The following is a 20,158-nucleotide window of genomic DNA, read 5'->3' as shown; positions in this document are numbered from 1 at the left end:
GATCACCGAGTCGGGATCACCCCCGCGTGCGCGGGGAGCAGTACACGGATGTGACCGGCATTGGCGGCAGCACGGGATCACCCCCGCGTGCGCGGGGAGCAGCCAACGGCACCCCGGTCATCGTCGACAACAACAGGATCACCCCCGCGTGCGCGGGGAGCAGGTGCTCTTCGTGGCGGCCGGGGCCGCCGAGGTCGGATCACCCCCGCGTGCGCGGGGAGCAGCACTACGGCGCGGCTGGGCGATTCCCTAACGACGGATCACCCCCGCGTGCGCGGGGAGCAGTCGGGGGCCTCGAAGTGGCGCCGGCCGGTCTGCGGATCACCCCCGCGTGCGCGGGGAGCAGAGAGCGGATCGAACGAAGCGTCTCGCCCTGGACGGATCACCCCCGCGTGCGCGGGGAGCAGAGTTTCCGCAGCTTACGGGCGTTGACGTTGTCGGGATCACCCCCGCGTGCGCGGGGAGCAGCCCACGGTCCGATTCCACAGCCCGGCAATCGCGGGATCACCCCCGCGTGCGCGGGGAGCAGTCCCCGGCTATTCAGGCGTTTCGCGACATCATGGGATCACCCCCGCGTGCGCGGGGAGCAGGTTGACGTCGGCCGGGCCTACTGGGCGGGCCGGGGATCACCCCCGCGTGCGCGGGGAGCAGGACGAGGCAGCGCAGTATCTGGCGGTGGCCGGCGGATCACCCCCGCGTGCGCGGGGAGCAGCGACTGCGCAACCGCGAGGCGTGGGCTGCCGCGTGGATCACCCCCGCGTGCGCGGGGAGCAGGTCAACGGCCTCGACAAGGCCGGCCAGGCCGAGGGATCACCCCCGCGTGCGCGGGGAGCAGGGGTACCGCCGGGCCCGGGCGTCGGCACCGGCCGGATCACCCCCGCGTGCGCGGGGAGCAGCCCGGTGCGGAATCTCATCTTCATTCTGCGCGAGGATCACCCCCGCGTGCGCGGGGAGCAGGTCGTTAGTCCAGCCGCTCACCGGCCGAACAACGGATCACCCCCGCGTGCGCGGGGAGCAGGCCAAGACCGGCGGCCGCTGGGTGCGCAGCGTGGGATCACCCCCGCGTGCGCGGGGAGCAGGAGGGCCGTGCCCCGCACCACCGCGATCTCGACGGATCACCCCCGCGTGCGCGGGGAGCAGATCTGGATCTTGCCGGCCTCGGCGGCCATCGTGGGATCACCCCCGCGTGCGCGGGGAGCAGCGGAACTCATTCCGCAGCCTGCCGGATCGCCCAGGATCACCCCCGCGTGCGCGGGGAGCAGGCTCCTGCTCCGCCGCCCTTGCGCGCTCCTCCGGGATCACCCCCGCGTGCGCGGGGAGCAGTCCAATGGGGCCGGTCGCGGCACATGTTGACCGGGATCACCCCCGCGTGCGCGGGGAGCAGTTGGTTGCGGACGCCAGTCCGGATCGCCGCGAGGGATCACCCCCGCGTGCGCGGGGAGCAGGGGCGGCCCTGCTCGCGGCAGCCGGTCTGTGGCGGATCACCCCCGCGTGCGCGGGGAGCAGGCCTGGGCGTACATGTAGACCGTCTCCGCCTCTGGATCACCCCCGCGTGCGCGGGGAGCAGGCCGGGCGGGCCGCGCCCGGGTCGTGCGCCACCGGATCACCCCCGCGTGCGCGGGGAGCAGACCGTTGGTCGGTGTGTCGACGTGACCTCGGGGGGATCACCCCCGCGTGCGCGGGGAGCAGTGACCGTGTGGCCTGACGACGTTGACCTGCCCGGGATCACCCCCGCGTGCGCGGGGAGCAGAGTCACTTCTCCGGCCTCACGGCCGTGAACGTGGGATCACCCCCGCGTGCGCGGGGAGCAGTTCGCGGCCTTGACGCTGCCCGTCTCCTCGTACGGATCACCCCCGCGTGCGCGGGGAGCAGGCCGAGAACTTCATGGGCATCGCCGGCGCGGTGGGATCACCCCCGCGTGCGCGGGGAGCAGGTGGTTCTTCGGTGGCCTCGTGTCCGCGGGGAGGGATCACCCCCGCGTGCGCGGGGAGCAGGTCCGCATCTTGGCGAGCGTCGCTGGTCCCGCGGGATCACCCCCGCGTGCGCGGGGAGCAGAGCTGGTCGGCGGTGACTTCGCGCGCCGTGACCGGATCACCCCCGCGTGCGCGGGGAGCAGCCGATTGCCCGCGACGCGGCCGGCGTGGCCCTGGGATCACCCCCGCGTGCGCGGGGAGCAGTCGCTGAGCGTCCTCACGGTGTCCGTGGCCGCGGGATCACCCCCGCGTGCGCGGGGAGCAGAGTTCGGCAATCGGCCACACCGCCTCGGCCTTGGGATCACCCCCGCGTGCGCGGGGAGCAGGGACAGGCCCGGGTCGAGGCAGGCCACCCGGGGGGATCACCCCCGCGTGCGCGGGGAGCAGTACGCCGGCGCGCTCGGCGACGAGTACGAGCGGGGATCACCCCCGCGTGCGCGGGGAGCAGGGACAGACGATCGTGCTGGAGGCCCGCCGCCAGGGATCACCCCCGCGTGCGCGGGGAGCAGTCTGCGGACCGGATCAGCGGGCAAAGACGGCGGGGATCACCCCCGCGTGCGCGGGGAGCAGGCGTGGGCGGCCGGCGATCAACTTAGGTGGACAGGATCACCCCCGCGTGCGCGGGGAGCAGCAACCGGACTAGCCACGGAAGAACTGTTCAACGGGATCACCCCCGCGTGCGCGGGGAGCAGGGCCGGCCGGGGGCCGGCCACGGGAGATTGATGGGATCACCCCCGCGTGCGCGGGGAGCAGCACCGTCACACCCCCAGGAGCTTTGCCCAGGTGGGATCACCCCCGCGTGCGCGGGGAGCAGTGTGGATAACTGGCATTATCCACACACGACGTGGGATCACCCCCGCGTGCGCGGGGAGCAGGCAGCAGAAGGCACGCGGTGCACGAGCAGCGCGGGATCACCCCCGCGTGCGCGGGGAGCAGACAAGCAGGGCAAGCCCGAGGCGTACCAGGGCAGGATCACCCCCGCGTGCGCGGGGAGCAGGATCTACGGTGACGGCTCGGTCGCGTCCCGCGAGGATCACCCCCGCGTGCGCGGGGAGCAGACGGTGAAGACCGCCGCCAACACCCAGCTCTACGGATCACCCCCGCGTGCGCGGGGAGCAGTCATGACGCGCAAGGCGATGCGCGAGTGAAGAGGGATCACCCCCGCGTGCGCGGGGAGCAGCGGGGGGTGACACCCATGGAGCGTCACCCGAAGGGATCACCCCCGCGTGCGCGGGGAGCAGACGGCGTACTCGGCGGTGGCGTCGCCGGCCCAGGGATCACCCCCGCGTGCGCGGGGAGCAGGCGACCTCGACCGGCTCCTGCAACGGGGCGATCGTGGATCACCCCCGCGTGCGCGGGGAGCAGACGGAGTCGCCGCGCGCCCGGGCAAAGACCCGAGGATCACCCCCGCGTGCGCGGGGAGCAGTGCCGCTCGTGCAACGTCCGCGAGGCGCGCACCGGATCACCCCCGCGTGCGCGGGGAGCAGAGCAGCGTGGTGCTCGGCGTCGAGCCGGCGGCGGGATCACCCCCGCGTGCGCGGGGAGCAGTCCACGTCTCGCCCTCGCCGTACACCATCGGGGGGATCACCCCCGCGTGCGCGGGGAGCAGTACGTCGCCGACGGCGAGAAGACCAACAAGGCGGGATCACCCCCGCGTGCGCGGGGAGCAGCTCGCTGGCGCGGCGGCTGCCGTTGGCGGGTTCGGATCACCCCCGCGTGCGCGGGGAGCAGCAACGCGCAACCGGGATAGCGGCATGTTGCCTGGGATCACCCCCGCGTGCGCGGGGAGCAGGCTGCGGGCGATGCCCCGCAAGAAGTGGAAGGCGGGATCACCCCCGCGTGCGCGGGGAGCAGCAGCCCTGGTCGTTGATCGGCCCCTGCGCCTCGGGATCACCCCCGCGTGCGCGGGGAGCAGAGCACCCTGCCGATCTCGCCGGCCGCGGCGCCCGGATCACCCCCGCGTGCGCGGGGAGCAGCAACCGGTCGGCGAGGAAGAACTCGAACTCGAGGGATCACCCCCGCGTGCGCGGGGAGCAGGTCCGGGCGAGGGTGAGCGTCTCGCTCAGGACGGGATCACCCCCGCGTGCGCGGGGAGCAGTCAAGCCGCGCCTGACCCCGTACGGCACGGATGGGATCACCCCCGCGTGCGCGGGGAGCAGCCCCCGACGGCAAGGACCGTGTCGCCGGATTCGGGATCACCCCCGCGTGCGCGGGGAGCAGAGGGTGACGAGGACGGCGTTGCCGGTCGGGTCTGGATCACCCCCGCGTGCGCGGGGAGCAGTACCACTGGCAGATGGAGTGGGCGCGGCGCATGGGATCACCCCCGCGTGCGCGGGGAGCAGTTGGAGAAGGACGCCGACGAGCTGCTCGCCGCGGGATCACCCCCGCGTGCGCGGGGAGCAGGTAGGCCAGCAGATTGCCGTGGTCCTCCACCAGGGATCACCCCCGCGTGCGCGGGGAGCAGGGGAGCTGCCTCGTCTGGCACCCGGGTCGTTGAGGATCACCCCCGCGTGCGCGGGGAGCAGGTCCGCCTGCACCGGCGAGCTCGTTGACCATCAGGATCACCCCCGCGTGCGCGGGGAGCAGCGCACGAACGCCATGTTGCAGTGGGCGACCCAGGGATCACCCCCGCGTGCGCGGGGAGCAGGTCTTGCTGCTCCGGACCGCGCCTTCCCACACGGGATCACCCCCGCGTGCGCGGGGAGCAGTACGCCCGGTTCGTCGACCAGGGCGTGACGTCGGGATCACCCCCGCGTGCGCGGGGAGCAGTGCTGCGACGCGATGGCCGTACGGACCTCCGACGGATCACCCCCGCGTGCGCGGGGAGCAGGAGGCGGCCGAGTCCGTGCGATCGGTCGGTGTGGGATCACCCCCGCGTGCGCGGGGAGCAGCGTTCGACATGTCACCGCTCGTGTCGGTCATCGGGATCACCCCCGCGTGCGCGGGGAGCAGGCCATCGCCAACGACTTCCTCGCCCGCGCCGACGGATCACCCCCGCGTGCGCGGGGAGCAGCGCCCAGCCGCCTTCTTGACCGGCTTGGGTTTCGGATCACCCCCGCGTGCGCGGGGAGCAGCTCTCGTCCCGCTCGTACGCCTCCAGCCACCGCGGATCACCCCCGCGTGCGCGGGGAGCAGTCCATGCAGGGGTTGCAGATGCAGGTGGTGCAGGGATCACCCCCGCGTGCGCGGGGAGCAGCTTCCCCGGAGCCCCTTGCTGGGTGGTGCCATGGGATCACCCCCGCGTGTGTCGGCGGCCAGTGAAAGATCCCCATAGGCGGCCATTTACCGCCCCGCTGATGGCCAGGGTTCTCCCCGTGGACGGCCAGATACCTCCCCGCTGATCATGACGAGACGCTGGTCGGCGAGGGTCGGCGGCGTGAAACGCGGCAGGGAGATCGTGGAAATTTTGGAGGCATACGACCTCACGGGTAGTTACCGTGCGGCGGCCGAGCTGGCCGGGTGTGATCACCACACCGTGGCCCGGTATGTGAAGTTGCGGGCCGAGGGACGCAGCCCCGAGGAGCGGACCCAGCGGGCTCGGCCGATCGACGAGTTCATGGACAAGATCGAGGAGTTGGTGGCCCGCTCGGGTGGCCGGGTCCGCGCCGATGTGGTGCACCGGCGGATCACCACGATGGGCTTCGCCGGCGGAGAGCGCACCACCCGCCGGGCGGTCGCGGCGGTGAAGAAGTCCTGGCAGGCCGGGCAGCGACGGGTGTTCCGCCCGTGGATCCCCGAGCCCGGTTTGTGGCTTCAGTTCGACTGGGGCGAAGGCCCACGCATCGGCGGCCGGCGGACCACGTTGTGGTGCGCGTGGCTGCCCTGGTCCCGGTTCCGGGTCGTGATCCCGGTGCTGGACAAGACCCTGCCGACGGTCGTGGCCTGCCTGGATGCCACCCTGCGGCGCCTGGGTGGGGTGCCGGCCTATGTGTTGACCGACAACGAGAAGACGATCACGGTGGAGCACGTCGCGGACATCGCCGTGCGTAATCCGGAGATCGTGCAGGTGGCCCGGCATTACGGGATGACGATCCGCACTTGCGTGCCGGCGGACCCGCAGTCCAAGGGCGGCGCCGAGAACACCGTGAAGATCGCCAAGGCGGACCTGGTCCCGACCAGCGCGAACCTGCTCGGCCAGTACCGCACGTTCGCGGAACTGGAGGCGGCCTGCCGCGACTTCACCGACGAGGTCAACGCCCGCATCCACCGCGACACCCGACGCCGCCCGGCCGAAGCCCTCCTGGACGAACGCGACCGGCTGCATCCGCTGCCGGCGCAGCCGTTCACCGTCGCGTTCGGCACCACCCGCCGAGTGAACTGGGACTGCACCATCTCCGTCGACGGAGTCCGCTACTCGGTCCCGCACCACCTGGTCGACACCCGGGTCTGGGCCCGGTTCCACGGCGACGAACTCATCGTCACCGCCGTCAGCGAGGACGGGCCGGCCGAGGTCGCCCGCCACCAGCGGGCCCAGCCGGGCCGCCCGTCGATCCTCGACGAGCACTACCCGCCCCGATCACGCCAGTCCGACACCGCCGATCGGGTGCCGCGGGCCCGCACCGCCGACGAGGCCGCGTTCCTGGCTCTCGGCCCCGGCGCCGCCGCGTGGCTGGTCGAGGCCGCAGCCGCCGGGGTCCGCGGGGTGCGCCGCAAGATGGCCGAAGCCGTCGCTCTCGCGAAGCTGCACGGCGTCGACCACGTCGACCGGGCCCTCGGCACCGCCGCTTTGGCGGGCAGGTTCGCCGACAACGACCTGATCCGCATCCTGGCCCACCAACGCGACGACGACACCCCACCCACTCGGGCCAGCGAAACCCACAGCCTGCAACCAGGCACCTCTGCCTGGTCAACCTTCGGCACGACGACTGGAGAACAGTGACCATCACCCCGTTGCGGGTCACCGGCGCAGCCGGTGACCCGCTGACCGAAGCGATCGAGCTCACCCGCCGGCTGAAACTGCCGCACCTGCGCCGGGCCATGGCCGACCTCATCCCCACCGCGAAAGCGCAACGCTGGGACCCGGCCGAAGTCGTGCGGGTCCTCCTCGCGGAGGAGGCAGCCGGCCGGGACCAGGCCAACCTGCGCACCCGGCGCAAACGCGCCGCGTTCCCCGCCGGCAAAACCTTCGGCGACTGGGACGAGCAGGCCTCCTCGATCCCGCGGCCGACCCAGGACGCCCTGCGCAGCCTGGAATGGGTGCAGCGCAAGGAGAACCTGTCCATCTGCGGCCCGTCCGGCACCGGCAAGAGCCACTTCTGCGAAGCCCTCGGCCAAGCCGCCGTCGAGGCCGGCATGACCGTCGCCTGGTTCACCATCGAAGACCTCGGCGTCATGGTCCGCCGCCACCGCCCCGACGACTCCGTCGCCCGAGCCATGGCCAGACTGATCCGCACCGACCTGATCATCATCGACGACATCGGCCTGCTACCGGTCTCCCCGGACGCCGCCGAAGGGTTCTACCGCCTCGTCGACGCCGCCTACGAACGCCGCAGCCTCGCGGTCAGCTCGAACCTGCACCCGTCCGGTTTCGACGAGATCATGCCCAAGACCCTGGCCACCGCCACCGTCGACCGACTCCTGCACCACGCCCACGTCGTCGTGACCCAGGGTGACAGCTACCGGTTCAACCAAGCCACCGCCGGACAGGGCGTCAAAGCCTTGCACTGACCCCAGCACCACCCCACAGGCGGGGAACTATCTGGCCGCCACTGGGGAGAAACCATGGCCGCCAGCGGGGAAAACTACTGGCCGCCTACGGGGAGATCTGATTGGCCGTTGACACGCGTGCGCGGGGAGCAGGCGGTGATCCGGCGGACCGCCCAGACGATGCCGGGATCACCCCCGCGTGCGCGGGGAGCAGCCGAGCACGGCCGGTCGAACTTGACGGCGATCAGGATCACCCCCGCGTGCGCGGGGAGCAGGGGGTAATGGGGCCTTCGGCCCCTCTGTCCCCCGGATCACCCCCGCGTGCGCGGGGAGCAGCCCATCATCCAGCCGGCCGTCGTCACCCCGCGGGGATCACCCCCGCGTGCGCGGGGAGCAGTCAGTTAAGTGAGTCAATGTACCGCTGAGCGTGGGATCACCCCCGCGTGCGCGGGGAGCAGGGTGTGGTACGACAAGCGACAGAGGAAAGCGGTGGATCACCCCCGCGTGCGCGGGGAGCAGCCGGTGAGGGCGGTGCCGGCAATGCGGCAGGCGGGATCACCCCCGCGTGCGCGGGGAGCAGATGCGCTGGATCGTCAAGGGCGGAGACTCGCCGGGATCACCCCCGCGTGCGCGGGGAGCAGCTATTACCGCTGACGTAGCAGTCGAGCAGGCACGGATCACCCCCGCGTGCGCGGGGAGCAGGCGTTGACGTAGACCGCGCCGCCGCTGGCGTAGGGATCACCCCCGCGTGCGCGGGGAGCAGGCCAGGATGAGCTGGCGGAGCTGGTCATCCCCGGGATCACCCCCGCGTGCGCGGGGAGCAGTCGCCCACGCCGGCTACTGGCGCGGCCTCGGTGGGATCACCCCCGCGTGCGCGGGGAGCAGGAGCCGGTAGCCGACCAAAACCTTGATCAGTCCGGATCACCCCCGCGTGCGCGGGGAGCAGACTCCCACTGCCGGCCCCTTCTTCATGTCCGACGGATCACCCCCGCGTGCGCGGGGAGCAGGGACGGCGCAGCAGCGATGACGGCACCCGCACCGGATCACCCCCGCGTGCGCGGGGAGCAGGCCTTGCCGGCGTAGAACACGTTGCGGACATCGGGATCACCCCCGCGTGCGCGGGGAGCAGACCCAGTCCTCCCGCACCCGGGCGCCGATGCCGGGATCACCCCCGCGTGCGCGGGGAGCAGCTGGGCGGCGGGCCAGCGGACGGCGTCGAGGGCGGATCACCCCCGCGTGCGCGGGGAGCAGTCGTCCTTGCCTGCCGAGTCCGGCCGGAGGACCGGATCACCCCCGCGTGCGCGGGGAGCAGGTGGTCTTGGGCAGGATGCTTGGGCTTGACCCGTTTCGACGGACAGGGTCAATGTGTTGATCTTAGTCAGGCTGCCTGGACGGCTGGTTGCAGGTGCGGGCCGGTGGCTTCGAAGGCGGCGGGGCTGAGGTAGCCCAGGGTCGAGTGCCGGCGGCGGGTGTTGTACCACCCTTCGATGTACTCGAATATGGCTTGGTGGGCGGCTTGATGGGTGGGCCATGGCTGGCGGTGCAGCAGTTCTGTCTTGATGGTGGAGAAGAACGATTCGGCGACCGCGTTGTCCCAGCACTGCCCGCGCCGTCCGACGGACAGGCGGATGCCGTGACGTTGCGCGAGGCGGGCGTGCTGGGCGCTGCTGTATTGGGCGCCGCGATCCGAGTGGAAGACCAGTCCAGACGTGGGTCGGCGCCGCACGAGGGCGTCGGTGAGAGCGGCGTCGATCAGGTCGGTTTTGAGGTGGTCGGCGATGGCCCAGCCGACGATGCGGCGTGAAGCCAGGTCGATAACGGTGGCCAGGTAGAGCCAGCCCTGCCAGGTGTTGATGTAGGTGATGTCCCCGCACCAGCGGGAATCGAGGGCGGCCGGATCGGTGGTGAAGTCACGCCTGACCAGGTCAGGGCGTCTGCTGGCGTTCGGGTCCGGGATCGTCGTGGCCCGCCACCGGCGAGGGCTCTTACCGGCCAGTTCAGCGGCGCGCATCAGCCGGGCGACGCGTTTACGGCCGTGCCGCATGCCGGCGTCGGCGAGGTCGGCGTGGATCCGTGGCGCCCCGTAGGTGCCCTTCGACCCCGCATGAACCTGGATGATCTTCTCGGTGAGCTGGGCATCAACGCGCCCACGGACGGACTGGACACCGGATGTGCGCTGGTAGTAGGCGGACCTGGAGACCTCGAGCAGCTCACACGCACGCTTGACGTTGTGTTTGCCGGCTCGCTCCGCCTCGATGAACGGGTGCACGTTCACCGGGTCTCCTTCGCGAAGAAAGCCGTCGCCCGCTTGAGGATGTCCACGTCCTCGCGCAACCTGCGGTTCTCCCGCCTCAACTGCGCGAGCTCGTCTCGTTCGCCGGTGGTCAGCCCGTCGGCGCGGACGCCGGTGTCGAGTTCGGCCTGCTTGACCCAGTCACGCACCGCGGTCTCGGTCAGGTCGAAATCCTGGCTGACCTGTCGAAGCGTGCGGTCACCGCGCTGGCACAACTCGACGATCTCGGCCTTGAACTCCGGCGTGAACGAACGCCGAGGCCGCGGCCGCTTCTTCCCCATGCTCTCCATGATGATGGACATCCTCCCGGAGACCCCAGGTCCCCTGATCTTGGATGTCCGTCAAAACGGGGCAGGCCCAGCTGGCGTACGGGTCCGGATCACCCCCGCGTGCGCGGGGAGCAGGTCTTGTCGGCCTGGTCGGCGACCCGCTTCAAGGGATCACCCCCGCGTGCGCGGGGAGCAGATTCCGCTGCGGTCGCCGGCCGCCGTCTCAGCGGGATCACCCCCGCGTGCGCGGGGAGCAGCCGGTGAGGATCTTGCTCAACCCATCGAAGCCGGGATCACCCCCGCGTGCGCGGGGAGCAGCTACCCTGTTGGCAAGCATTGCGGTTCCGCTCCGGATCACCCCCGCGTGCGCGGGGAGCAGTCAAGATCGACCAGGCGGCCACCTTTCAGGGGAGGATCACCCCCGCGTGCGCGGGGAGCAGGAGTTGCCGAAGGGTCACGGCGGGCTCCACTGGGGATCACCCCCGCGTGCGCGGGGAGCAGGCTCAGTAAGTCAGTAACTACGGAAGTCAGTAGGGATCACCCCCGCGTGCGCGGGGAGCAGCGCGGCGAACTGCTTCGCATCCATCTCTTCCTCGGATCACCCCCGCGTGCGCGGGGAGCAGATCCTCCACGTCGGCGACGTCTCCGCTCGACCCGGATCACCCCCGCGTGCGCGGGGAGCAGGTCGAGCTGTCCCTGGAGTGAGCCGTGACGGACGGATCACCCCCGCGTGCGCGGGGAGCAGCTCTTGTCGGCTGGATGGACACGCTTACCGCCGGGATCACCCCCGCGTGCGCGGGGAGCAGTCGCGATCAAGGCAGAGCCTCTGGACGAACTGGGGATCACCCCCGCGTGCGCGGGGAGCAGGAGGGCGTCGGCGACCAGCGGTATCTCGTCGGCGGATCACCCCCGCGTGCGCGGGGAGCAGAGCCCTCGCCGATAGCCACACCCGCCCCCGATCGGATCACCCCCGCGTGCGCGGGGAGCAGACCAGGGAAGGCGGGTACGTCTACCTGATCGCCGGATCACCCCCGCGTGCGCGGGGAGCAGTCGTCGCTGATGCCCGCAGCGCGGTCCGCAGACGGATCACCCCCGCGTGCGCGGGGAGCAGTGGTTCTGCCAGGCCAGCCACGCGCAAATCGTGGGATCACCCCCGCGTGCGCGGGGAGCAGTCGTCGTCGTGCTCCCCGGCCGAGCTACCGACCGGATCACCCCCGCGTGCGCGGGGAGCAGGTGAGCGCCAGCGCCTTGCCCGTCGCAGAGGTGGGATCACCCCCGCGTGCGCGGGGAGCAGTCGGTCGGGTTGGCCAGCATCAGCAGCGCAGTCGGGATCACCCCCGCGTGCGCGGGGAGCAGGCTTGCCCTTGCTGCCGGAGGAACGTCAGGTAGGGATCACCCCCGCGTGCGCGGGGAGCAGACTTGCTGACCTGCAGCTCTAGAGATCAACAGGGCAGTTTTCATTCACTAGGTCCTGCAAGATCGTCCCTTCCGGACCTAGGCGATGAGGTGCTGAGTTCAGCCTAGCGGGGTGCGTGAGCAGGGTGTCGGTGGCGAGTGTTGCGTCGGTGGTGTCGGCTCGGGTCGTACGGGACTTACGCCCCATCCAATGTGGCGGTTGATGGGTGATCAGCTCAGTGTGGCGTCCGAGTTGTTCCGAAAAGCTGGTGTAATCACGTCTCTCTTCCTCGATCGGCGGCCGACTACCGGCCCCGGAAATGTCGGGCAAGCGGTGTGGAGGCGTTCGTAGTAGATGTAGCGAGCCAATTTCTACGGTGATGATGCCTTGTTGGGTGAGTAGTTCTCGCACGGCGGATTTGCTGCGTCACTCGGTCGTGACGAGGAGCATGGTCAAGTCCAGGCTCGCCAACTCGGCCGCCTCGGGGGGGTGTCCCTATGGGTTTCGTCAAGCGACGATGGGTGTGGTGGGGCGGGGTTGGTAGGGGATCTTGTCGCGGAGCATGGCGTAGAGGACGTCGCAGCGGCGTCGGGCGAGGCAGATGAGTGCGGCGTTGTGGCGTTTGCCTTCGGCGCGTTTGCGGTCGTAGTAGGCCCGGCTGACGGGGTCGGCGAGGGACGCGAACGCGGCGAGGAAGAACGCGCGTTTGAGGTTTTTGTTGCCGCCTCGGGGTGGGTGTTCGCCGCGGATGCTGCTGCCGGATCGTCGGGTTACCGGGGCGAGGCCGGCGTAGGCGGCGAGGTGCCCGGGGGTGGCGAAGGCGGTGCCGTCGCCGACTTCGAGCAGGATCCGGGCTGCGGTCCTGACGCCGATGCCGGGCATCGAGGTCAGGACCGGGGCAAGAGGGTGCGCATCAAGCATCCTCTCGACCTGGTCGGCGATTTGGTCGCGTTGTCGTAGGACGTCGCGGAGGCTGTCGGCGAGGCGGGGCAGGATCGTCTCCGCAGCTTGGGTGCCGGGGACGGTGACGGTTTGCTCGTCGAGGGCGATCATGACCTGCTCGACGAGGCGCTCACCCATGCGTGGTGCGTGAGGCCCGGCGATGGACATCAGTTTGCGGCGGCCGGCCTTGCGTAACCCGACCGGACCGCCGCAGCGCGACAGCAGCTCCAGGGTCGCCTTGTGATGCACTTTCGGGCCGAGGACCCGTTCCAGGGCGGGGTGGATCTGCGTCAGCAGGCCCCGGATACGGTTCGACACTCGGGTGGCTTCGCCGGCGAGGTCGTCGTCGAAGCCCACCAGGACTTCCAACTCGGCCAAGGTCTCGTCGCCGATGTCGACCCGCCGCAGCGTGTGCGGCAGGGTGCGGGCCGCGTCAGCGATGACATAGGCGTCACGCGCGTCAGTCTTCGCCGAACCCGGGTGCAGGTCAGCGATCCGACGCATCGCCAGCCCTGGCAGATAGGCCACCTGATGCCCGGCCGCCCGAGCGACCGCGACCGGCAAGGCGCCGATCGAGGCCGGCTGGTCGACCACCACCAACACCGTGCCGTGACGGGCGAGTTTGTCGAACAGTTGCCGCAGCCGGGCCTCGGTATTCGGCAGCGGCGCGTCGTGCAGCCGCTTGCCGTCCGGGCCCAACCCGACCGCGTGATGGCCTTCTTTGCCGACGTCCAACCCGAGGTAGACGCCGTAACCGTCGTGCACCACACCCGCCTCCACGCATCCTCTCGTGGCCCCGGCCGCTGGTCAGGCGTCGGACTGCCGGCAGCCACGTTACGAAGAGACCTACCCCAACACGGGTGGCCGTGTCCCTATCAGCGGTCCGCCGACGCCACCCGACCCGGCGACAACACCCCCCGGATCATCCAAACGACAGGGGCAGGAAGTCATACCGGGCCGGGCGACCGAGGGTCCCCGGCTGGGGACGATCAAAAAGGTAACGGGGGGGTGTCCCTATGGGTTTCGTCAAGCGACGATGGGTGTGGTGGGGCGGGGTTGGTAGGGGATCTTGTCGCGGAGCATGGCGTAGAGGACGTCGCAGCGGCGTCGGGCGAGGCAGATGAGTGCGGCGTTGTGGCGTTTGCCTTCGGCGCGTTTGCGGTCGTAGTAGGCCCTGCTGACGGGGTCGGCGAGGGACGCGAACGCGGCGAGGAAGAACGCGCGTTTGAGGTTTTTGTTGCCGCCTCGCGGTGGGTGTTCGCCGCGGATGCTGCTGCCGGATCGTCGGGTTACCGGGGCGAGGCCGGCGTAGGCGGCGAGGTGCCCGGGGGTGGCGAAGGCGGTGCCGTCGCCGACTTCGAGCAGGATCCGGGCTGCGGTCCTGACGCCGATGCCGGGCATCGAGGTCAGGACCGGGGCAAGAGGGTGCGCATCAAGCATCCTCTCGACCTGGTCGGCGATTTGGTCGCGTTGTCGTAGGACGTCGCGGAGGCTGTCGGCGAGGCGGGGCAGGATCGTCTCCGCAGCTTGGGTGCCGGGGACGGTGACGGTTTGCTCGTCGAGGGCGATCATGACCTGCTCGACGAGGCGCTCACCCATGCGTGGTGCGTGAGGCCCGGCGATGGACATCAGTTTGCGGCGGCCGGCCTTGCGTAACCCGACCGGACCGCCGCAGCGCGACAGCAGCTCCAGGGTCGCCTTGTGATGCACTTTCGGGCCGAGGACCCGTTCCAGGGCGGGGTGGATCTGCGTCAGCAGGCCCCGGATACGGTTCGACACTCGAGTGGCTTCGCCAGCAAGGTCGTCGTCGAAGCCCACCAGGACTTCCAACTCGGCCAAGGTCTCGTCGCCGATGTCGACCCGCCGCAGCGTGTGCGGCAGGGTGCGGGCCGCGTCAGCGATGACATAGGCGTCACGAGCGTCAGTCTTCGCCGAACCCGGGTGCAGGTCAGCGATCCGACGCATCGCCAGCCCTGGCAGATAGGCCACCTGATGCCCACACGCCCGAGCCACCGCGACCGGCAAGGCGCCGATCGAGGCCGGCTGGTCGACCACCACCAACACCGTGCCGTGACGGGCGAGTTTGTCGAACAGCTGCCGCAGCCGGGCCTCGGTATTCGGCAACGGCGCGTCGTGCAGCCGCTTGCCGTCCGGGCCCAACCCGACCGCGTGATGGCCTTCTTTGCCGACGTCCAACCCGAGGTAGACGCCGTAACCGTCGTGCACCACACCCGCCTCCACGCATCCTCTCGTGGCCCCGGCCGCTGGTCAGGCGTCGGACTGCCGGCAGCCACGTTACGAAGAGACCTACCCCAACACGGGTGGCCGTGTCCCTATCAGCGGTCCGCCGACGCCACCCGACCCGGCGACAACACCCCCCGGATCATCCACACGACAGGGGAAGTAAGTCATACCGGGCCGGGCGACCGAGGGTCCCCGACTGGGGACAATCAAAAAGGTAACGGGGGGCTGTCTGGTGTAGGCATTCGCACCGGCAATATCCAGGGAAAAGCCTTACTGGTCCGTGCTTTCCTGTCGGCGATCGGGGTCGGGCCGTTGCGTGTCGATCCTGCTTTCGCCGCCGCGCGCGTCCTCTTCGACTCGGAGCAGGTTGTCGATGATCACTTGGAGGCCGTCTTGAGCGGCGGGTGAGAGTTTTGTGATGGATCGTGTCATCACGCGGACTCTTGGATTGGGATCCTCGGGCTGTTTGCTGTCGCCGAGGAGATAGCCGACCGGCACGTTGAAGAACTTTGCAAGGCCGCGGACGGTCGAGGCCTTGGGGTTGATTCGTGGTGCCTTAAGTAGGTGGCGGATACCGTTCGCGGTGATCTTGTGGCCGGCTTTGGTGAGTGCGACTGCGACTTCGTGTTCTGTGTATGGCGCCCTGCCCGGCGGGCTGGCGGCGAAGAGGGCGCGGAGTCTGCTTTGGATGAGCTCGGAGGTTGCGGCCTCGGTCTGGTCGGCTGGTCTGTCCTCCATGGAGCCTCCCAACTTCAACCACTTGTAGCTGCAACTCAGAACTTTAGTTGACCTCGCTGTGTAGTCCGTGCTTAGCTCGCAGTATCTCTCATGAAGTGCACTTCACATCAGGTGAAGTGCGCTGGGTGAGCGTAGCGGATCGGGCCGCTGCCGGTGAGGTGGCTTCTCGGTTTGTGGGAGGTCGGCGTTGGAGCGTTTGCGCTGGACTCTGTGGGCCTGCTTCGTTTGGTCAGCGTCCAGGTCGTGACAGCAACGGGGGACCGGCCGCCTCGATGTGGGCGGCGGCTAGTGCTGTACGGCAAGCCTTCGGGAGGCGGACGTGCAAGATCCATCAGACGGGCAGCCCGAACAGGCCACCGCTGGCGTGCCTTTGGGTGAGCGCGGTGGCGGGCTGGGGGAGCCGGCGGTGGGGCAGAGGACCTTTCCGCCGGCGCCTACCCCTGAAGAGATTGCCGCCCGGGTTCAGGCGTTGACCTTGCAATGGCGTCGCCGTGCGGATGCGGCGGCGAGGCGGGGAATCCCCCGCGAGTTCGGTGCGGGCAGGCGGGTGGAGTCACTGTGGTGGCGGGCGGCGCTGCTGAGCGAAAGATGCCCACTGGTCTGCGTGTCGTCGGCGGACGGCGGGGTGGGGCGGTCTGCGTTGACCGCTGCGCTGGGTGGTCTCCTGGCGCTTGCGGTGCCTGATCCGGTGGTCGCGGTTGACGCCACGTTGCGGGCGTGGGGCGGTCTGGAGCACCGAGTGGTCCGCCGTAGCTCATCGACGGTGTGGGACGCGGTGACGGCTGGCGCGGATCTGGCGGCCGGCAGCGTAGCGGAGCGGCTGACGCAGGTTGGTCCGACGGGCCTGCGGGTGCTGGTGGGGGAAAGCAAACTGTCGTCGAAGCGGCGACCGCCGACGTGGCCGGAGCTGTTCGGGGTGGTCGCTCATCTGCGCGCGGTGTTCCAGTTGGCGTTGCTGGATTTGCCGACGGCGCACAGCGCGTCGACGTGGCGGGCGTTGAGTTGGGCGACGGTTCCGGTGTTGGTGTCGCGGGCGACGGTGGACTCGGTGCAGCACACCTTGCGGCTGTTGGCACACATGCGCACCGCGGGACTGACGCAGGTGCCTGACCGGGCCGTGGTGGTCGTCATGGCGACGTCGCCGTCCGTGGCGCGTGAGGTGCGAGCGGTAGAGCAGCTGGCGCGCCAATCTGCAGCGGTGCTGGTACGCGTGCCATACGACCCGACGCTCGTGCACCCGGATCCACTGGACCCGCGGGTGTTGACGAAGGCCACACGGTCGGCATTGACCGAGGTCGCCGCGGCAGTTGTTGACAGATGTCCGGCTGACCCTGTGGCTGCCAACGGCCCAAGGTCGGCCCCGAACGGGGAGAAGTAATCGTGTTGCATCAGCTTGCGGCTGTCATGACGGTGCGTGCCCCTGGCGTGGTGGCGCTTCTGGCGCCGACACCTACGCCGACGCCCGAACCGTCGGGTGGCGGCTTCGACTTCAGCCGGATCAGCCCGGACCCGGCGGCAGTGCCGCGCTCGGATCTGTTCTACAAGCTCGCGAACGCTGCTCTGTTCCTCGGGGTCATCTCGGCGGTGGCGGGGTTGGCGGCGGGGGCGATCGCGTTCGGGATTGGGCCGATCTTCGGCGCGCACATCATCAGCGACCGTGGCAAGTCGATGATGTGGAAGGCCGGTCTGGTGGCGATTGTGGTCGGGTCGGCTACGTCGATCATCGCGTTCCTGCTCAGCGAAATCTGACCGGGGGCGGCGATGAGTCGAGCGGAGTTCAAGCCGAGCACCGGCCACCGGCCAGGTGCCCTCGTGGCGGTACTGGTCGGGGTGATGGTCATTGGCGCGGCGGTGTTCGCTATCGGGCGCGCGAGCGTTCGGCAGCAGCAGGTGGCTGCCCGGTACGTCGAGCGGATGCAGTCCGGGGTGCCGGTCGGTTTCCCTGCCACACCGCGCGGTGGCGCGGACGCGGCAGCGGCCTTCACTCAGGTGCTGGCGGCGGCCGGTACACGGGACGTGACGAGCCGGCAGGCCCTGGTGGAGCTGATCGCCGCCAAGGGCGCCGCACCAGCGGTGCAGCCCCTCGTTGGGCCGCCGGCCGACGAGCCGACGATTGCGCAGACGGTCGTTGTGCGGGTGTGGGTGCCCGACATGGACCTCGACGTGGTCGTGCCCGAGGACCGCGACGTGGCGGTGCGGATGCTCGTCTGCACCCTGAGCGGCAACACCGGCAATCCAGGAGACCCGGGCGCCGGGTTGGCGGGCGGATGGTACGTGCAGTCGGCGACGGTGCGGTGGGTGCAGGGCCGGTGGCGTCTGGTGGGTGCGGAGCGTGCGGTGCCGGTGCCGCCGCCGGATCAGCGTGGCACCCGCCGTGACGGCGGGCCGAGGGACATGCAGCCCTTGGTCGATGTGCTCGGCGTGCGGTCGTGGGCGCCGGGGACGGTGTGAGCGATGGCTGCCCTGCCCGTGGTGCTGCGTCTGCTGCTCGCGGTGGTGTCGTCGACGACGGTCGCGTTGGTTTTCCCCGCGTCCGCCGCAGCGGCACCAACGCCGTCGCCGTCATCGTCAGGCCCGGCGTGCCCGGCCCCGCCGGTTGACACTCGGCCCGGCACCGGCGCCGAGCCGTTGACACAGCCGCAGGTTGCTTGGTGCCTGCCGTGGGCCCGGTGGCAGGCAGGGAAGAGTTGGACGACCGTGTGCAGCGCGGCAGCCAGCACCATCGAGCAGGAGCACTGCGACGCGGTGGCGGTGACGGTGCAGTCCCCGCCGCCGGACGGCACGCCGTCGGTGCTCGACGAGCGGCTGCCGACCGTCGGTGAGCAGCCGGTGCGCTGCGAGCGGCTGGACGCGAAAGCAGCGCAGGACGTACCGAACGCGTCGCGGTGGACGGCGAAGGCCGAGCGTTGCCGCGCGCTACGGTCGGTGTTGGTGGCGTCGTCGTCGCTGAAGGCGTCGTCGGAGTGCGGGCCGTTGGACGTGTCCTGCAAGGTCGGCGCCCAGGTGAAGGAAGCGGCGCGCACGGGGTTCGAGGGCCTGGCCGATATCGCGGTGGCGGGGTTCGCGTGGGCGTTGGGCAAGCTCGCCGAGGTCGTGTTTACGCAGTCGTCGACGGTGGTTGATGAGCCGTTTTACGGCGTCTACAACGACATCTCCGGCGTGCTGATCGTGATGGTGCTGATCGTCTTCGTGATCTCCACGGCGATCAACGGGCTGCGGGTGAGCGGGCCGGGACCGCTGTCGAGCCTGGGCGGGTTGGTCCGGGCGATGTTCGGCATCGCGTTCGCCGGCGGCATCGCGTATCTGCTGATGGCGGCTTGGGATGAGGCGACGCTGGCGCTGATCGCCCGTAACCAGCAGCGGGAGTGGCAGCCGAGTATGTGGGTCGACGCCTTGAACGCGTTGACTGCGGACACGGGCACGGTTCTGTTGGCCTTCGTTGTCGCGGTGGTCGGCGTGTTCGGCCTGGTGGTGGTGTTCGTGATGCTGGTGTTTCGCTCGTTGCTGGCCGCAGGGGCGGCGTTGTTCGGAGCGATGGCGATGACCGGGCAGGTCATGACTGAAACCCGCGCGTGGGGTCGGAAGTGGTTCTGGACCTGCAACGCGCTGGCGGCGTCGAAGTTCTTTATCGCGGCGTTGTGGATCTACGGCACCCGCACTACCTATGAGAGCGACAACGTGGTCAACGTGCTGCGGGGTCTGTTCATCATCGTGTTGATGGTTCTCGCGCCGTGGATTCTGCTGCGGTTGACGAGCATGTGGGACGGCTATCTCGCCGATGTCGACGCCCGAGGGTTCCTGACCTCGGCAGCCGGGGCGGTCGGGCTCGACGCCGCGTCGCGGCGTCTAGCCGACCCGTCGGACGGTGGGGGCGACCTGGATGCGGCGTCGCTGATGCAGGGCAACGCCGACGCTATCCCCACCATCCCGGCGTCTCCCACCGGCCCGGCTGGTGCGCTGGCGGGGCTGCCGGATGAGGTGGAGGCACTGCGCGGCAGGGGCGACAGCGACCAGTTCGGTCAGCCCGCAAGTTCTACGGGCGGCGAGCAGGACGCTGGGGGTGAAAACGCCGACGAGGCTGCCGGGGTGCAGCGGGATTTCCGCACCGCCCAGGGTGACGTGACGCGCGGGCAACTCACCATGCCGGGTGACGCCACCGGCGAGCAAGGTGCCCTGCCGGTGACACCGCAGGAAGCTCAGAAACAGGCGTCCGCGTCGGCCGGCTCGGGCGATGATGCCCCCGGCAGCACCGGTGTGGGCGGCGGGGCTGCTGCCCCGTCGGGTCCGAGCGCAGGATCGCCGAGCCTTAGCGGGAGTCCGCTGTCGCAGCCCGCGGACGACAGCGAGACCCTCGGACGGGCCAATGGGGAAGCGGCGTCCCAAGACCAGGCGATTACGTCGGGCGGTTCGGGCGCCGGTGTACCCGCTGGCAGCGCGCCGCTGTCCAGCCCTGGTGGTGCTGGCGTGGGCGGCGGGGCTTCTGCCCCGCCGGGCGTGAGCGCGGGACCGCCGAGTTCTGGCGGTGACCCGCTGCCGCCCGAGGACGAGGGCAGGGCCAGTGGCGGTGCGGCGGGCCGGAGCGGTGGGCAGGGCGTTGCCGCTGGTGGTGCTGCCGAGGTTCCGATCGTGCCGGTCTAGATCAGTGGAGAGGGGGAGG

11 protein-coding genes and 3 CRISPR repeat arrays (1 of these 14 cut by a window edge) are annotated in these 20,158 nt (G+C 70.4%); of the genes, 6 read left to right on the top strand and 5 right to left on the bottom strand.

From position 1 onward, the window contains the following. Nucleotides 1-5,169: a CRISPR direct-repeat array (repeat unit 28 nt; unit sequence GGATCACCCCCGCGTGCGCGGGGAGCAG); it reaches 475 nt to the left of the window's first position. 180 nt (nucleotides 5,170-5,349) lie between these two features. Continuing rightward, nucleotides 5,350-6,852: an IS21 family transposase gene (gene istA / locus GA0070608_RS29390; RefSeq protein WP_088999612.1), complete on the top strand. Its 1,503-nt coding sequence runs from the start codon at nucleotides 5,350-5,352 to the stop codon at nucleotides 6,850-6,852. Beyond that, on the top strand, nucleotides 6,849-7,640 hold the full coding sequence (istB, locus tag GA0070608_RS29385; protein ID WP_088999046.1) for an IS21-like element helper ATPase IstB: 792 nt from the start codon (nucleotides 6,849-6,851) through the stop codon (nucleotides 7,638-7,640). Before istA ends, istB begins: the two co-directional genes overlap by 4 nt. 165 nt (nucleotides 7,641-7,805) lie before the next feature. Next, nucleotides 7,806-8,931: a CRISPR direct-repeat array (repeat unit 28 nt; unit sequence GGATCACCCCCGCGTGCGCGGGGAGCAG). Between the two features lie 66 nt (nucleotides 8,932-8,997). Here istB and GA0070608_RS29380 read toward each other — a convergent pair. The 5 genes from GA0070608_RS29380 to GA0070608_RS29360 all read right to left on the bottom strand — a co-directional run bounded on the left by GA0070608_RS29380 (nucleotide 8,998) and on the right by GA0070608_RS29360 (nucleotide 15,501). Then, nucleotides 8,998-9,894, bottom strand: coding sequence for an IS3 family transposase (locus tag GA0070608_RS29380; RefSeq protein WP_091632405.1), 897 nt, complete (start codon nucleotides 9,892-9,894; stop codon nucleotides 8,998-9,000). Next, nucleotides 9,891-10,193 carry a transposase gene (locus tag GA0070608_RS29375; RefSeq protein WP_176733888.1) on the bottom strand — a complete coding sequence of 101 codons (303 nt, stop codon included), beginning with the start codon at nucleotides 10,191-10,193 and terminating at the stop codon, nucleotides 9,891-9,893. Before GA0070608_RS29375 ends, GA0070608_RS29380 begins: the two co-directional genes overlap by 4 nt. Nucleotides 10,194-10,287: 94 nt before the next feature. Further along, nucleotides 10,288-11,598: direct repeats of the CRISPR family, unit length 28 nt; unit sequence GGATCACCCCCGCGTGCGCGGGGAGCAG. A gap of 486 nt (nucleotides 11,599-12,084) precedes the next feature. Continuing rightward, entirely contained in the window at nucleotides 12,085-13,284 is a 1,200-nt protein-coding gene (locus GA0070608_RS29370; protein WP_141719627.1) for an IS110 family RNA-guided transposase, read from the bottom strand. 261 nt (nucleotides 13,285-13,545) lie between these two features. Then, a complete protein-coding gene (locus GA0070608_RS29365; protein ID WP_141719626.1) occupies nucleotides 13,546-14,745 on the bottom strand; it encodes an IS110 family RNA-guided transposase in 1,200 nt (399 codons plus the stop codon). Nucleotides 14,746-15,033: 288 nt separating this feature from the next. Further along, entirely contained in the window at nucleotides 15,034-15,501 is a 468-nt protein-coding gene (locus GA0070608_RS29360; RefSeq protein WP_245716016.1) for a hypothetical protein, read from the bottom strand. A 406-nt stretch (nucleotides 15,502-15,907) separates the two neighbouring features. Here GA0070608_RS29360 and GA0070608_RS29355 point away from each other — a divergent pair, with 406 nt between their 5' ends. From GA0070608_RS29355 to GA0070608_RS29340, 4 genes are read left to right on the top strand one after another with little or no spacing between them, the layout of a single operon-like run. Beyond that, nucleotides 15,908-16,879, top strand: a complete 972-nt coding sequence (locus GA0070608_RS29355; protein ID WP_176733898.1) for a MinD/ParA family ATP-binding protein — start codon at nucleotides 15,908-15,910, stop codon at nucleotides 16,877-16,879. 2 nt (nucleotides 16,880-16,881) lie between these two features. Beyond that, the gene (locus tag GA0070608_RS29350; protein ID WP_245716015.1) at nucleotides 16,882-17,250 is read left to right on the top strand and encodes a hypothetical protein; all 369 of its coding nucleotides are present in this window, start codon (nucleotides 16,882-16,884) and stop codon (nucleotides 17,248-17,250) included. A 12-nt stretch (nucleotides 17,251-17,262) separates the two neighbouring features. After that, nucleotides 17,263-17,952 carry a hypothetical protein gene (locus GA0070608_RS29345; protein WP_141719600.1) on the top strand — a complete coding sequence of 230 codons (690 nt, stop codon included), beginning with the start codon at nucleotides 17,263-17,265 and terminating at the stop codon, nucleotides 17,950-17,952. 3 nt (nucleotides 17,953-17,955) lie between these two features. Next, nucleotides 17,956-20,139 carry a hypothetical protein gene (locus GA0070608_RS29340; RefSeq protein WP_141719599.1) on the top strand — a complete coding sequence of 728 codons (2,184 nt, stop codon included), beginning with the start codon at nucleotides 17,956-17,958 and terminating at the stop codon, nucleotides 20,137-20,139. Nucleotides 20,140-20,158: the final 19 nt, after the last annotated feature.

The organism is Micromonospora peucetia (assembly GCF_900091625.1).
Lineage (GTDB): Bacteria > Actinomycetota > Actinomycetes > Mycobacteriales > Micromonosporaceae > Micromonospora > Micromonospora peucetia.
This window is presented reverse-complemented; position numbering and strand designations above follow the sequence as displayed.

Coding starts and splice junctions, on each gene's coding strand:
- GA0070608_RS29345 (WP_141719600.1), top strand. CDS start 17,263: ATGAGTCGAGCGGAGTTCAAGCCGAGCACCGGCCACCGGCCAGGTGCC.
- GA0070608_RS29340 (WP_141719599.1), top strand. CDS start 17,956: ATGGCTGCCCTGCCCGTGGTGCTGCGTCTGCTGCTCGCGGTGGTGTCG.
- GA0070608_RS29375 (WP_176733888.1), bottom strand. CDS start 10,193: ATGGGGAAGAAGCGGCCGCGGCCTCGGCGTTCGTTCACGCCGGAGTTC.
- GA0070608_RS29360 (WP_245716016.1), bottom strand. CDS start 15,501: ATGGAGGACAGACCAGCCGACCAGACCGAGGCCGCAACCTCCGAGCTC.